The organism is Larkinella fluvii, from assembly GCF_051857545.1.
In the GTDB taxonomy this organism is placed as follows: domain Bacteria; phylum Bacteroidota; class Bacteroidia; order Cytophagales; family Spirosomataceae; genus Larkinella.
In genome coordinates this window covers 65,543-79,391 of record NZ_JBPZHB010000017.1, presented here as the reverse complement: position 1 = coordinate 79,391, position 13,849 = coordinate 65,543, and the positions used below count along the sequence as shown (strand labels likewise).

The 13,849-nt window shown below is 51.9% G+C and carries 13 protein-coding genes; 7 read left to right on the top strand and 6 right to left on the bottom strand.

From position 1 onward, the window contains the following. Positions 1-7 precede the first annotated feature (7 nt). From ACS5NO_RS31190 to ACS5NO_RS31160, 7 genes are all read left to right on the top strand, one after another. A complete protein-coding gene (locus ACS5NO_RS31190) occupies positions 8-910 on the top strand; it encodes a hypothetical protein (protein ID WP_439418733.1) in 903 nt (300 codons plus the stop codon). 51 nt (positions 911-961) lie between these two features. Then, positions 962-1,702 carry a glycosyltransferase family 2 protein gene (locus tag ACS5NO_RS31185; RefSeq protein ID WP_439418732.1) on the top strand — a complete coding sequence of 247 codons (741 nt, stop codon included), beginning with the start codon at positions 962-964 and terminating at the stop codon, positions 1,700-1,702. Then, a complete protein-coding gene (locus ACS5NO_RS31180) occupies positions 1,699-2,994 on the top strand; it encodes an O-antigen ligase family protein (protein WP_439418731.1) in 1,296 nt (431 codons plus the stop codon). The genes ACS5NO_RS31185 and ACS5NO_RS31180 overlap by 4 nt, the downstream gene beginning before the upstream one ends. 27 nt (positions 2,995-3,021) lie before the next feature. Beyond that, the gene (locus tag ACS5NO_RS31175) at positions 3,022-4,101 is read left to right on the top strand and encodes a glycosyltransferase family 4 protein (protein WP_439418730.1); all 1,080 of its coding nucleotides are present in this window, start codon (positions 3,022-3,024) and stop codon (positions 4,099-4,101) included. Between the two features lie 72 nt (positions 4,102-4,173). Continuing rightward, on the top strand, positions 4,174-5,319 hold the full coding sequence (locus ACS5NO_RS31170) for a glycosyltransferase family 4 protein (RefSeq protein WP_439418729.1): 1,146 nt from the start codon (positions 4,174-4,176) through the stop codon (positions 5,317-5,319). Between the two features lie 289 nt (positions 5,320-5,608). Beyond that, positions 5,609-6,946, top strand: a complete 1,338-nt coding sequence (locus ACS5NO_RS31165; RefSeq protein WP_439418728.1) for a sugar transferase — start codon at positions 5,609-5,611, stop codon at positions 6,944-6,946. 26 nt (positions 6,947-6,972) lie between these two features. After that, positions 6,973-8,460, top strand: coding sequence for a capsule assembly Wzi family protein (locus ACS5NO_RS31160; protein ID WP_439418727.1), 1,488 nt, complete (start codon positions 6,973-6,975; stop codon positions 8,458-8,460). Positions 8,461-8,476: 16 nt separating this feature from the next. On the opposite strand, the gene ACS5NO_RS31155 is transcribed toward ACS5NO_RS31160, so the two are convergent. The 6 genes from ACS5NO_RS31155 to ACS5NO_RS31130 all read right to left on the bottom strand — a co-directional run bounded on the left by ACS5NO_RS31155 (position 8,477) and on the right by ACS5NO_RS31130 (position 13,840). Further along, entirely contained in the window at positions 8,477-9,772 is a 1,296-nt protein-coding gene (locus ACS5NO_RS31155) for an MFS transporter (protein ID WP_439418726.1), read from the bottom strand. Between the two features lie 120 nt (positions 9,773-9,892). Then, positions 9,893-10,411 carry an NADH-quinone oxidoreductase subunit J family protein gene (locus ACS5NO_RS31150; RefSeq protein ID WP_114404300.1) on the bottom strand — a complete coding sequence of 173 codons (519 nt, stop codon included), beginning with the start codon at positions 10,409-10,411 and terminating at the stop codon, positions 9,893-9,895. A gap of 90 nt (positions 10,412-10,501) precedes the next feature. Continuing rightward, entirely contained in the window at positions 10,502-11,065 is a 564-nt protein-coding gene (locus ACS5NO_RS31145; protein WP_439418725.1) for a NuoI/complex I 23 kDa subunit family protein, read from the bottom strand. Positions 11,066-11,081: 16 nt separating this feature from the next. After that, positions 11,082-12,233 carry an NADH-quinone oxidoreductase subunit NuoH gene (nuoH, locus tag ACS5NO_RS31140; RefSeq protein ID WP_114404302.1) on the bottom strand — a complete coding sequence of 384 codons (1,152 nt, stop codon included), beginning with the start codon at positions 12,231-12,233 and terminating at the stop codon, positions 11,082-11,084. Positions 12,234-12,313: 80 nt separating this feature from the next. Further along, complete coding sequence (locus tag ACS5NO_RS31135; protein ID WP_439418724.1) at positions 12,314-13,399, bottom strand: NADH-quinone oxidoreductase subunit G; 1,086 nt, start codon at positions 13,397-13,399, stop codon at positions 12,314-12,316. Then, complete coding sequence (locus ACS5NO_RS31130; protein WP_439418723.1) at positions 13,400-13,840, bottom strand: DUF29 family protein; 441 nt, start codon at positions 13,838-13,840, stop codon at positions 13,400-13,402. It lies immediately after the preceding gene. Between the last annotated feature and the right edge of the window lie 9 nt (positions 13,841-13,849).

The following is a 13,849-nucleotide window of genomic DNA, read 5'->3' as shown; positions in this document are numbered from 1 at the left end:
CTCTGTTATGATTCTTGGGAAAATACTAAAGAAATTTCAGTTTTTTTCGGCGATGCTTCGGGAAACGCGGCACGAAGTATACGAAAACCGCGTCCTGATGGGAAAACTCCTTTCGATGCAGACGCGGGAAATCAATTCCATTCAGGATGCTGAATTTAAAGTATTCTCCCAATACGGAGATGATGGCATCATCCAGTATCTGATCAAAGCAGCTTCCATCCGTTCCCACAGCTTCGTAGAATTCGGCGTGGAGACCTACGTGGAATCGAACACCCGCTTTTTGTTGATCAATAACAACTGGAGCGGGCTGGTGTTGGACGGTAGCGACCAAAATATTGCCTATATTCGGTCTGATCCCTTTTTCTGGCAACACCACCTCATTGCCAACCAGGCCTTTATCACCGCCGAAAATATCAATACTTTGCTAACCGACGCGGGTTTTAAAGGACCTTTGGGCCTGCTCAGTATCGACATCGACGGCAATGACTACTGGGTCTGGAAAGCCATCGACGCGGTGGATGCGGACATAGTTGTGGTGGAATACAATAGCCTTTTCGGTCCCGAAAGGCCCATTACGGTTCCTTACCAACCGGATTTTGTACGCAGTAAGGCTCATTTTAGCTACCTGTATTTCGGAGCATCGCTGGCTGCCCTTTGCGATCTGGCCACCGAGAAGGGCTATGCGTTTGTGGGGTGTAACAGCACCGGGGTGAATGCCTATTTTGTAAAAAGTACGCAACTGGGGTCTTTAAAACCGCTCACAGCCGCCGAGGGTTACGTGTATTCCAAGTTTCGCGAAGGGCGTGACCCGGATGGTAATCTGACCTATGCGACGGGTGATGATCGCATCGCCGTGATTCGCGGGTTACCGGTTTTCAACACCCGAACCCAGTCGGTAGAACCGTTTTAAATAACTTTACTGGCGTGTTTCTTTCCTTCACGTCCTTCACCGGAGTTGTCTATGCCGCCATTGGTTTCCGTTATTACGGTTTGTTACAACAGCCAAAAACACATCGAACAAACCATTCAATCGGTTGTCAATCAAACCTATGCACCCATTGAATACATTTTGATCGACGGAAAATCGACCGACCGGACGGTAGCGATCATCGAGCCTTATGCCCGGCAGTTTCCGGACCGAATCAAGTTTGTGTCCGAACCCGACAGCGGTATTTACAACGCCATGAACAAGGGCATCCAGTGGGCCACCGGCGAATTGATCGGCATCATCAACAGCGACGACTGGTATGAAACCGACGCCGTTGAACGGGTCGTGCAGGCTTATCAACAGTTTGGCCCCGCCGTTTACCACGGCATTCAGCGGACGTTTCTCGGTGAGCAGGAAGCCTTTCTCATCCAGACGCACGCCAGCCAGCTTCCCAAAGGCAACATCGAACATCCCACCTGCTTTGTGCCGGCTGCCTTTTACCAAACCTACGGGCTGTTCAGCGAGCAATACCGGTACGTGAGTGACTATGAACTGATGCTGCGTCTGGCCGGGAAGCAACTTCCGTTTATTCCCCTCAACGCCATTCTCAGTAATTTTCGGCAGGGCGGGGCGTCGCACCGGCCCGAAGCGGTTTGGGAAAACCTGCACCTCTGGCACGAAAAAGGCCTGCTGAGCCGCCGTCAATACCTGACCTGGCTCTACAAAGACAAACTGAAAGTATTCACCAAACGGCTCACCAGCCGAACCCCATGAAGATCAGGACGCTGTTCTATATCGCCCTGCTGATCGGCCTGTTCGGAACCGTCACCAACCTGATTTTCATCAGCCCGTTGCCGTCGATTCTGGCGCTGGCGGTTTTACCCTATCTGTTTTTCAGGCATTCGGTTTTCGTCATTCCCCGGTTCATTTATTACCTGTACATCTACTTTTTGTTTTCGCTGACGGGCATTTTGATCTACTATCCGCCGTCGCTGCTCGCTTTCGGTTTCTACCGGTACGATGGAAACTTCATCATATCGTATCTGCCGCTGCTGCTGATCGCCTTTTTTTCGTACAATGTCGCCGTCGATTCCCTTTTTAAACGGTTTCTGATCTTTGCCACCCTGGTCAATGGCGTGGCATTCGGGCTGAATCTGGTGCTGACCAATTTTGCGGCCATCACCGACTGGGGCAATCCGGAAACCTACTTCCACGGTTTTTTCAAAAGCACCAACGGCGCGGGCGGTTTCATCAGCATCGTGCTGTCGCTCAACATCGTGCTGTTTTTGCAGGAACGCAAGCGAAAATGGTTGCTGATGATCTTCATCAACTTCGTCTTTCTGATCGCCACGACGTCACGCGGTTCGCTGCTGGGCCTGGTAGCTGGTTTTACCTTTTACTTTTTTGACCGCACCAACCGGGCTTACCTGATCCGACTGGCGCTTTTCGCCATTGTCGCCGTCCAGTGTGCGGTTTTGACGTATACCTATCCGCTTTATACGAGGTATGTCCGCGACGCCGACCTGAGCGAAGCGGGTGCCAGCACCTACATTTCGCCCCTGTTCGGCGAAGTCAGCACCAAATCGGCCAACATCGCCATCCGCGCCGTCGAAACCTGGCCCCGCGCCGTCGACTGCTTTCTGCATTCGCCCCTGATCGGAACCGGTTTTGGTTCCGTCAACGACGTCCCGTTGCGGTACAAGGGTCTTCCGTATGTGGTCAGTCTCAACGACCAACCCAAAAAGGCCTTCAACGATGCGCACGCTCACCACTCGTATCTGCACATTCTGGGAGAACAGGGCCTGATCGGGCTGGCGATCTTCCTGCTGTTCTGGCACGCGCTTTACCGGTATCTGAAAAAAGGCGCGGACAGCATCGTGCAAAAGTTTCTGCTGGTTTCGTATTTCAACCTGTCGGTCATGAGCTTTACCGAACACCGCATTACCTCGCCCTCCAACGCGCTGCCGCTGGTGATTGCGTTGTGTTTATACATGTTGAAACGAAATTTCGATACTAAAAAGAGAAACTCTGTGGTTAGTACTAGTAGTATGGAAAGCCCAATCTAATTTTACGACCGATCATTTACGCCTTCTATGAACCATAAATCAGTTGTTGTCAACGCCCGGTTTCTCACGCAGCCCGTTACGGGAACGCAGCGGGTTGGCATTGAACTCGGAATGCGATTGAAGAATCTGCTGCCGGACATTACGTTTTTAACGCCTTATAACATACTCCAGGAAGACATTGCAAAGGATTTAGGCGCTACGGTGTACGGCCGCAGCAAAGGATATCTGTGGGAGCAGATCGAAATGCCGCTCTACCTCAAAAGCCAGGGCAGTCCGCTGCTGCTGAACCTCTGCAATACCGCTCCCATCGTTTACGACAACAAGATTGTCACAGTTCTGGATTTATCCTTTCATCGTCACCCGGAATGGTTTTCGAAAAAATTCTCGCTACTCTATAATTTTACCGTTCCCCGCATTGTCAAGTCGGCGCACAAAGTTCTGACAATCAGCGAATATTCTCTGAATGATCTCAATCAATTTTATCAGGTTCCCCGTTCGTCACTGGACATTATTTACCCCAGCATTTCGGATATTTTCCTGCATCCGCCTGCGGTGAAAGGCGAAAATCCGTACGGAAAATACATTCTGGCGGTTTCGTCGCTCGATCCGCGCAAAAACTTCAAAGGGCTGATTCAGGCGTTTCAGGAAGCGAATTTGTCGGACACGAAGCTGGTGATTGTCGGAGCGGCCCACAAAGTATTTGCCGACAACGGGCTGAAAGAAATGATTCAGAACGATCCGTCCATTATTTTTACGGGTTACCTCAGCGATGCGCAACTGGTCAATCTGTATCAGCACGCCTTGTTTTTTGCCTACCCGTCTTTTTTTGAAGGCTTTGGCATTCCGCCACTCGAAGCCATGTCCTGTGGCTGTCCCACACTGGTGTCCGACACCACGAGCCTGCCCGAAGTCTGTGGCGACGCCAGCGTGTACGTCGATCCCTACGACATTGGCAGCATCCGCGCCGGGCTGACGAAGTTGTACCGCGATGAACCGCTCCGCCGGATGCTGGTGGAGAAAGGGCGCGGGCGGGTCGAACGGTTCAGTTGGCAACAATCCGCGGAGAAACTGGCCGGAATTATTATTGAATTAGACAAGAGAGGTTAGAGAAGAGACAAGAGATTAATTTCCAAGAGTCTTTCATCTCTTGTCTCTTCTCTAACCTCTCAAAATAAAATCATGATCAACAAAAAAGTCGCCCTGGTTCACGAATGGCTGGTTACGTTTGCCGGTTCCGAAAGCGTGGTCGAACAAATCTTGCAACTTTATCCGCAAAGTGATCTGTTCACCCTGGTCGACTTTCTGCCCGACTCGCAACGGCCTCTGATTTTGAATAAAACCGCCACGACGAGTTTTATTCAGAAACTGCCGTGGGCGAAAAAAAAATACCGCACCTACCTGCCCTTCATGCCGCTGGCCGTCGAGCAGTTCGATCTGAGTGCCTACGACGTGGTGGTGTCGAGCAGCCATGCCGTGGCGAAGGGCGTATTGACCGGCCCCAACCAGCTTCACATCTGTTATTGCCACTCGCCCATGCGGTATGCCTGGGATTTGTACCACCAATACCTGAACGAAAGCGGCCTTAAAACCGGGGTGAGTGGGGCCCTCGCCAAACTAATTTTGCACTACATTCGGCTGTGGGATTATCAATCGGCCCAACGGGTTGATTATTTTGTCGCCAACTCCCGCTATATTGCCCGCCGAATCCGGAAAGTGTACGGTCGCGATGCCGATGTAATCTATCCGCCCGTCGATACCGGGAAATTTGCGCTCTGTGCGCGGAAAGAAAACTATTACCTGACGGCTTCGCGGATGGTTCCCTACAAAAAGATAAATTTGATTGTAGAAGCATTTTCAACCATGCCCGACAAACGCCTGGTGGTGGTGGGCGACGGCCCGGACTTTGAAAAAATTAAACGGCTGGCAACACCCAACATTGAGTTGGTCGGCTACCAATCCGACGCCGTGCTGATTTCGTATATGCAGAAAGCGAAAGCATTTCTATTTGCTGCCGAAGAAGATTTCGGGATTACGCCCGTGGAAGCCCAGGCCTGCGGAACGCCGGTGCTGGCCTACGGAAAAGGGGGCGTGCTGGAGTCGGTAGTGGATCAGAAAACCGGCCTGTTTTTCGACCGGCAACAGGTCGATTCACTCACCGAATGCGTGCAGCGGTTTGAACGAAGCGCCGACCAGTTCGACCCGGCTGCCATTCACCAGCACGCGCAACGGTTTAGCCGGGAAACGTTTCGTCAGGAATTTGATCGTTTTGTGACCCGCAAAACGACCGAATGGTTTTCGGCGGATCAACAGCCTTTAACGATCTGATTCGTAAATAGAATAATCGCAAGAATAAATAAAACAACGGGTCCTTAGGATAAATAATAGCGCATTTTTCAATAAATTTTCGCCGAAAATCGTACAAATAAGATGAACTTGGAGTTAATGAAGAGTTAGTGTCTATACTCTCTGTTTATACTAAGTGTCTTTCATTTGTCACGAATTCAAGCGAGGGAGCGGTCTGGCAGTATAGTAATCTGCATGTGCAGCGGCTGTTCCAAACGAATTGCTTATGAAACACCGGTTTTCTTTTTTACTGCGACCCTTTAGTGCAACGATGGATATCATCTCTCTGGATATCTGTTTTGCCCTTGCCTACCGGCTTAAATTTGGTACGACAGCGTCGCTCTTCGATGCCCCCTATGTGACTCTGTTCTGGTTTATCAACGCAGCCTGGTTTCTGATTTTATTGCTCAATAAGCCCTATAACTTTTCCCGGTTGACGTTTACGATCCAGAATCTGCTGGTAGGTCTTGCCAAACTGATCGGGCTTCACATCGCCATGGTATCGGTTTTCTGGGTATTTACGAAGGGCGGTTTCGATTACTCCCGCGAGCAGCTTGCCCTAACGTATGTCCTGTTCCTGTGTGCCGGTTCGCTCTGGCGGTCGGTGGTGCTTATTCTGCTGAAAGTCTACCGCGCGATGGGCTACAACACCCGGCGGTTTGTGGTGGTGGGCTACGGGCCGCTTTCCCGGAGCATTCAGACGTTCTACCAGATGTATCCGGAAATTGGGTTCAAATTTTACGGGTATTTCGATAAAATGAACGCCGATAATGCCACCGCCCTCCGGGGGGATTATAATTATCTGAAAGAATTTATTACCCGCAACGAAATCGACTGCGTTTATTGCTGTTTACCCTACATCGAAACCGAGCAGTTGCGTGACATTATGAACTTTTCGGAGGAAGCCAGCTACCAGGTGAAGCTGATTGTCGACTTCAAAGGGTTTCTCACCAAAGGCGTCACGGTTGAATACCACGACGTTCAGCCGGTGATTAGCCTGTCGACTCACTACCTGGATGATTTGCAGGTGAACGTATTCAAACGGGCGTTCGACATCGCTTTCTCGGCAAGCGTGCTCGCGGCTGGTGCGCCATTTTTTCTTATTATTGCACTCATTACCAAACTCAGTTCGAAAGGCCCCGCTTTTTATTCACAGGAGCGGATTGGGAAGTGGGGAAAACCGTTCCGGATTTACAAATTTCGCAGCATGTATCCCGATGCTGAACGGGGCGGACCCGCCCTTTCATCGGGCGACAACGACGACCGCATAACCCCCTGGGGGCAGTTTATGCGCAAAACGCGTCTCGACGAATTCCCCCAATTTTACAATGTATTGAAAGGGGATATGTCGGTGGTTGGGCCTCGGCCGGAGCGGCAGTATTTCATTAACCAAATCGTCGAGAAATCGCCGGAATACAAGTATTTGCTGATGGTCAAACCCGGTATTACCTCCATCGGACAAATCAAATTCGGCTATGCCGAAAATGTTGAGCAGATGGTGCAGCGGCTGTGGTACGACCTTGAATATCTGCAAAATGTTTCTCTCTCGACCGACGTGTGGCTCATTGTCCAAACCGTCCGCGTCATGGTGCAGGGCAGAGGAAAGTAAACGTGTAGAGGTCACTTATTATATCTATGAACGTAAAAGCCGGGCTGGTGTTTTTCCTGTCCTGCTGCTGCTTATATCCGGTTTTGGGTCAGCGGGCTTATTTCCCAAAGACGACGCGGTATGATCTGCAGGCAGGCGCTTATCTCTCTTCGGGTGACCGCACACCGTTCTGGTTGCGGGCCAACCAATTCGGTATCGTTCCCACGACCACACCCGCGGCTACCTTCCGGCTCGGCATTTCGTCCGATTACGGAAAACCGGTCATCGACAGCGGCACCATTCGCCAGAAAAAGTTCGACTGGGGCTACGGCGTCGATCTGGTTGCCAATGTAGCCGGTAACACGAAGATCCTGCTCCCGGAAGCCTACGTTAAAGCGCGTTACGGACGGATCGAGTTCTACGCCGGTCGCCGTCGGAACGTCGTTGGTCTGATGGATACGACGCTGACCTCCGGCTCATTTGCCTGGTCGGGCAATGCGCTGCCCATTCCGGTGATTCAGATCGGAACCCAGGGGTTCGTTTCCGTTCCGCTGACCAGAGATTTTCTCGCCATTCATGCCTTCTACAACCACGGCTGGTTCGACAATAACCGGATTGTCCGCAACACGTATCTGCATCAGAAGGTGCTGTACGGGCGCATGGGAAAACCGGGTTCCAAACTGAAACTATACGCCGGGATCAACCACCAGGTGCAGTGGGCGGGCTATTCGGATCAGATCTCACCGGATTTCACAAACAACGGCTATCTGCCCCGCAGTTTGAAAAACTACTGGTTTGTGGTTACCTCCCACCGCAATCCGAACAAAATCGATACGACCCTGCCCAGTTTCGAAGAAAACCGGGTAGGCAATCACCTGGGGACGGTCGATCTGGCGCTGGAAGCTGACCTGGGCTCGTTGAATCTTTTTATGTATCGCCAAAGCATCTACGATGACGGCTCCCTGTTTTATCTGACCAACATCCGCGACGGTTTGAACGGAATCCGGCTGAGGAACACCCGACCCGAAAAAGCGTTTGTTTCGATCCACGAAGCCTTGTTCGAGTTTTTGTATACCAAGCATCAGGGGGGTGCCACATTTCTGATCAGCAACCCCGCCAAACGGGGACGCGATAATTACTTCAACCACTCGCAGTATGTCGATGGCTGGCTTTACGGAAACCGCACCATTGGAACCCCGTTCATGACGCCTGGACGCGATGTTCGGGCGGGTCTGCCCAAAGGAGCCATTGGCAATAACCGGGTGAGCTTGTTGCACTTTGGCCTCTCCGGCACCATCGGCCGGGTCGAGTGGCTGGGCAAATTGTCGTATAGCAGCAACATCGGGACCTACAATGAACCCTATTATAACAATCCCCGGCAGTGGTCAACGCTGTTCAGCCTGATGGCTCCGGTCAGTCTGGGTGGTTTGGGCGACTTCCAGATCAATGCGTCTTTTGCGAACGATTACGGCGGACTGCTCTACGACTCGGCAGGCGGTTATGTCGGGATTCGGAAAATCATCTCATCGCGGTAATCAGCTTCCTACCGTCTTATTGCGCAATCTGCGTTGTTTCGCTGCCCGTTTTCGCCGGTGCGGAAGGATTTTGTAGCAGGGTTTCTTTCATGGTTATCCAGACAATGATCCCGGAAACCAGGGTCAGGAAACCCGCCAGATGAACCGCCCAGGTCAGGCCGAGCCAGGCTGAAACCACGCCCGCCATCAACGCCCCCACAGCGTAGCCACTATCGCGCCAGAAGCGGTAAACGCCAACGGACGAAGCCCGCCAGGAAGGATGCGCGGCATCACTGACTGCCGCCAGCAGAGCGGGGTAAACCAGGGCCGTTCCGACACCGAGCAAAACGGAGCCGACAAGTCCCGTGATGAGGGCTGATGAAAAACCGATTCCAATGACGGCATGGCCAACCGCCTGAATCATCATTCCCCAGACAATGAGCGGTTTGCGACCGACCCGGTCGGCCAGCGGACCCGTAACGACCTGACCGACGCCCCAGACGACCGGATAAATCGCCTTGATCCAGCCAATACCTTCCAGACTGACCCCGGCAGCCGCAAAAAGCAGTGGAAACACGCCCCACGACATGCCATCGTTCAGGTTGTTGATCAGACCCGCCTGAGAAACCGAAAACAAAGTTTTATTGCGGTAGGAGGTCTCGGCAAAAACCCATCCCAGGCGCGGTTTGTGGGGCGTCTCTCCGGCTGGCGTTCGGCTACTCTGCAATGATTCCAGCCGGGCATGCGCCCGGGTGTCCCGAATCATCAGCATGGAGATGAGTAACCCCGCCACGGTATAAAAAATGCCGATGTAAAACGGTTGCGGACGCAAGCCGTAAACCGATGCCAGGTATCCTGTCAGCAAAGCGGTCAAACCGACTGCTCCGTAGCCCGCAGCTTCATTTAATCCCATCGCCAGGCCGCGTTTTCCGGGGCCTACCAGATCAATTTTCATATTGACCGTCATAGACCACGCCAGACCCTGGCTGATGCCAAGCAGCACATTCGCCCCGATGATGTAGTTCCAGGTGGGTCCCCAGCCCAGCAGGAAAGGAACCGGCAGGCCCAATATCCACCCTAGAATCAGCACATTTTTCCGCGTAAAACGATCCGCCAATAGCCCTGAAATCAGATTCGTGAACGCCTTGACGACGCCAAAGGCGATGATAAAGGAGAAAATGACCAGTTCCGACCCAAGGCCAAATTCTTCAGTACCCACCAGCGGTACGACGGTTCTTTCCAGTCCGACCATCCCGCCCACGAACGCATTGACCAGCACTAGTAGCGTAAACTGCTGCCAGTTTTCCCGAAGGCCTAATCGAATGGTGGACATCTGGTTTCTATGCTTTGGTTTATTGACAAGAATACACGTCAATAAGTGCGGTAAATCCCAAAAAAAACAGGTTGCACTGCTTCCAGTACAACCTGTTCAATCCTTTTAACGAATCCCGGTCTAAAAGTGCCGGTCGCCCGGTTCGCGTTTTCCCAGCATTACAGCCCCCACCATCGCGACCAGCAGCAGCACCGACGCCAGTTCGAACGGCAGCAGATAGTCGCGGTATAACACAAGGCCGAGGTTCTCGACCAGCCCCACTTTTGCACTGTAGGTCGATGGGTTGTACGTAGCCATCGAAGCCGCCCGAAACACTGCCACCATGACGACGAGTAATACGCCACCGACGACCACGGCCGCCAGCTTGGTGATGGTGGTCTTGGATTCTTCATCCTCCGTTTTCATGTTCAGAAACATGATCACGAACAGAAACAATACCATGATGGCACCGGCATAGACGATGATGTTGACGGCCGCCAGAAACTGCGCGTTCAGCAGGATGTAATGCCCTGACAGACAAAAGAACGTTAGAATCAGTGCCAGGACGCTGTGAATGGGGTTTCGGGCCGTCACCACGAACGATGCGCTCAGGAGGGTGATGGCGGTTAAGGCGTAAAATAAAATTTCAGTAGGCTTCATTTTTAAGTATCGTTTAAGGTTTAAGGTTTAAAGTTTAAGGTGTCTGTAAAACGTCAAACCTTAAACTTCAAACCTTAAACGACAATTCCTCTATGAGGATAGTCGCGAAAATGACGGTTCGGTGGGGGTTGCCTGCGCATCCGGGTTGGTACGAATATACCGGTCGCTCATCTTCTCGACCAGTTCCTCCTTGCCATAAACGACCTGATCGCGTTCGGTGAAAATCGGAACCAGTTTGTCGTGGCGCAGATAAACCGCCTGTTTCGGACAGGCTTCTTCACACAACCCACAAAAGATGCAGCGCAGCATATTAATTTCGTAAACCGCTGCGTACTTTTCTTCCCGGTACAGGTTTTCTTCGCCTTTTTTACGCTCGGCAGCCACCATCGAGATGGCTTCGGCCGGACAGGCCACGGCGCACAGCCCACAGGCTGTACAACGCTCCCGCCCCTCTTCGTCGCGTTTCAGAATGTGGTGTCCGCGAAAAACCGGCCCTAAGTACCGTTTCACTTCCGGATACGGAATGGTCACTTTCTTGGCAAAGAAGTGTTTTATCGTAATCGCCAGTCCCTGAACGATCGCCGGAAGATACATCTTCTCCGCCATCGTCATTTCCTTGTTGCTGACCTCTTTAGATCGATTGGTTAGTTGCATAACTATCAGTGCGTTATCAGGTTCGCTGCGGTTGAACGGCGGGTTTCGGGGCGCGGGCCGACGATACCATCGCCATGATCACCATCACGATGACAATGGCCCAACTGGCGTATTTAACATCATATAACAGGCCGAAACCGGTTACGACAACATTCAGAATGGAAAGCGGGATGAAGGTTTTCCAGCCCAGATTCATCAACTGATCGTAGCGGAAACGCGGCAACGTCCAGCGCACCCACATGAAGAAGAAAATGAAGAAGAAAATCTTGCCGAACAGCACGATGGTTCCGACGAGCGTTGCCAGGTTGTGGCCGGTTGCCGCACCCAGCGAACCGGTCAGGGTTTCGCGTACCCAGTCCATACCGGGATAATTGTAACCGCCAAAATACAGCGATGCAATGATGGCCGACGACACGAACATGTTGATGTATTCGGCGAACAGGTAGAAACCCAGTTTCATGGAACTGTACTCGGTGTGATAACCGCCCACCAGTTCCGTTTCACACTCCGGCAAATCGAAGGGTGTCCGGTTACACTCGGCAAACGCGCAGGTCAAGAAAATAATAAATCCCAGCGGCTGGTTGAAGAGGTTCCAGGCAAAACCGTGCTGTTGTTCCACAATGGCCCGAATCGACAGCGATCCCGTCATCATCAGAATGGCAATGATGGACAGACCAAACCCGATTTCGTAGCTGATGTTCTGCGAAGCGGCCCGAATGGCACCCAATAACGAAAACTTGTTGTTCGAGGCCCAGCCACCCACCATCAACCCGTAGACGCCCAGCGACACAACGCCGAACACGTACAGGATTCCGATGTTGATTTCGACGCCCTGAACCGGGATCAGCAAGTCTTCATAGCGGATGCTTTCGCCAAACGGAATAACCGCGCTCGACATCAAAGCCGTCAGAATAGCCAGACAGGGACCGAGAATAAAAAGCCATTTGTTAGCCTGTGACGGAATAAAATCTTCCTTAAAAAACATCTTACCGGCATCGGCCAACGGTTGAAAAATACCGCCCGGTCCCGCCCGGTTGGGGCCAAAACGATCCTGAATAAAACCGGCTACCTTGCGTTCCGCCCAGGTCGAATACATGGCAATCAGCAAGGTCACTCCGAAGAGAACCACGATGAGAATGCCTTTGATAATGAGTTCAGTCAGTTCCATATGTTTAAGACATGAGAAGTGAGACAAGAGACAAGAGAGCTAAAAGTCTATCCTCTCTTGTCTGGTGTCTTTTCTCTATTTCAAGGTTCAGGGTCGTTGGCGTGGGGCAAAACCGGGGCAAACCGCTCCGGCGTCAATTGCTGAATGCCCAACTGCGAGGTATCCCGTTCGTCGTCGACGTGGGTGTACGTCGCTGCGGCCAGTTTCCGCTGGAAATCCGGCTTGATCAGATCGCCCCGGTATTTGTTGGCCGAAATCACCGAACTGCGCGAGATTTTCGTCGGCCCTTCAATGACCCAGTCGCTGGTTTTCTTTTTCTCGAAACGGCAGGTGTTGCAGATGAACTCAGTCACCTCATTCCACTCGTTCTTGCGGGCCGTTACCCGGATCACTTCGTCGCCCCGATACCAAACCGTGGTTTTGCCCGAACAGGTCGGGCAATCGCGGTGGGCATCGACCGGTTTGGTGAACCAGACCCGGTTTTTGAACCGGTAGGTTTTATCCGTCAACGCGCCTACCGGGCAAACGTCGATAACGTTTCCGGAGAAATCATTATCAATCGCTTTCTCGATGTACGTACTGATTTCGGAGGCATCACCCCGGCCCAGCACGCCGTGAACGCGTTTCTGCGTGATCTGGTCGGCGGTATACACACAGCGGTAGCACAGAATGCAGCGCGTCATGTGCAACTGGATGTAGGGACCAATGTCCTTCTTTTCAAACGTCCGGCGTTCTTCCTCGTAGCGGGTGGTTGCCATGCCGTGGTTGAAAGCGAAGTTCTGCAAATCGCACTCGCCGGCCTGGTCACAAACCGGGCAATCGAGCGGGTGGTTGATGAGCAGAAACTCAACGATGGCTTTCCGGGTGGTCAGCACCTGATCGTTGGTCGAGTTTTCAACGATCATGCCATCCTGCACGGGTGTGATGCACGACGCGACGAGTTTGGGCATCGGGCGCGGATCTTTCGCCGAACCAGCCGCTACCCGTACCAGACACGCCCGGCACTTGCCGCCACTGCCTTTGAGAGGCTGGTAGTAACACATGGCCGGCGGGGCCACATTGCCCCCGATTTTCCGGGCCGCCTGCAAAATCGTCGTTCCCGGTTCTACCTCGACTTCAATTCCGTCGATGGTAACTTTGACTAACTGCGGTTTTATATCTTCCATTTAGCTATAGCTAGGCTTGTAATTTATGATCAGATCTAAAGCATCTGCTTTAATCTGTTCAGGCTCAATCATAGTGGAAATTTGGTATGGCGAATACGTTCCTTCAAAAGCTTCACTGGCAGCATCTTTCAAAGCCCGTAAAAAACTTTCATCGATGGCTTCGGCTAGCTCATTTGTTTCTAAATAGTTACCGCCAGCTTTGCGCCTTTTGTTACTACGGACGATTCCGTCAAGCGCATTATCGATAGAACGGTTCCATGACTTTGTAGTCCGGTTTTCAGCCTTTTGCTTAATCAAATGAATCAATAAAACGATCAAATAAGCTTCAACTTTATTAATTTTATCGTCCTTCGCCATTTCATCCATTTCGTCAATCAGCGCAAGAGCTCCCTGATAATCGTGCTCTTCGACCATTTTCCGCAATAACATTATCTCATCCATAGCGTCGAA

What these genes read in the sequence shown, in the direction of transcription:
- ACS5NO_RS31190 (WP_439418733.1), top strand. Translation starts at nt 8, where the DNA reads ATGATTCTTGGGAAAATACTAAAGAAATTTCAGTTTTTTTCGGCGATG.
- ACS5NO_RS31185 (WP_439418732.1), top strand. Translation starts at nt 962, where the DNA reads ATGCCGCCATTGGTTTCCGTTATTACGGTTTGTTACAACAGCCAAAAA.
- ACS5NO_RS31180 (WP_439418731.1), top strand. Translation starts at nt 1,699, where the DNA reads ATGAAGATCAGGACGCTGTTCTATATCGCCCTGCTGATCGGCCTGTTC.
- ACS5NO_RS31175 (WP_439418730.1), top strand. Translation starts at nt 3,022, where the DNA reads ATGAACCATAAATCAGTTGTTGTCAACGCCCGGTTTCTCACGCAGCCC.
- ACS5NO_RS31170 (WP_439418729.1), top strand. Translation starts at nt 4,174, where the DNA reads ATGATCAACAAAAAAGTCGCCCTGGTTCACGAATGGCTGGTTACGTTT.
- ACS5NO_RS31165 (WP_439418728.1), top strand. Translation starts at nt 5,609, where the DNA reads ATGGATATCATCTCTCTGGATATCTGTTTTGCCCTTGCCTACCGGCTT.
- ACS5NO_RS31160 (WP_439418727.1), top strand. Translation starts at nt 6,973, where the DNA reads ATGAACGTAAAAGCCGGGCTGGTGTTTTTCCTGTCCTGCTGCTGCTTA.
- ACS5NO_RS31155 (WP_439418726.1), bottom strand. Translation starts at nt 9,772, where the DNA reads ATGTCCACCATTCGATTAGGCCTTCGGGAAAACTGGCAGCAGTTTACG.
- ACS5NO_RS31150 (WP_114404300.1), bottom strand. Translation starts at nt 10,411, where the DNA reads ATGAAGCCTACTGAAATTTTATTTTACGCCTTAACCGCCATCACCCTC.
- ACS5NO_RS31145 (WP_439418725.1), bottom strand. Translation starts at nt 11,065, where the DNA reads ATGCAACTAACCAATCGATCTAAAGAGGTCAGCAACAAGGAAATGACG.
- nuoH (WP_114404302.1), bottom strand. Translation starts at nt 12,233, where the DNA reads ATGGAACTGACTGAACTCATTATCAAAGGCATTCTCATCGTGGTTCTC.
- ACS5NO_RS31135 (WP_439418724.1), bottom strand. Translation starts at nt 13,399, where the DNA reads ATGGAAGATATAAAACCGCAGTTAGTCAAAGTTACCATCGACGGAATT.
- ACS5NO_RS31130 (WP_439418723.1), bottom strand. Translation starts at nt 13,840, where the DNA reads ATGGATGAGATAATGTTATTGCGGAAAATGGTCGAAGAGCACGATTAT.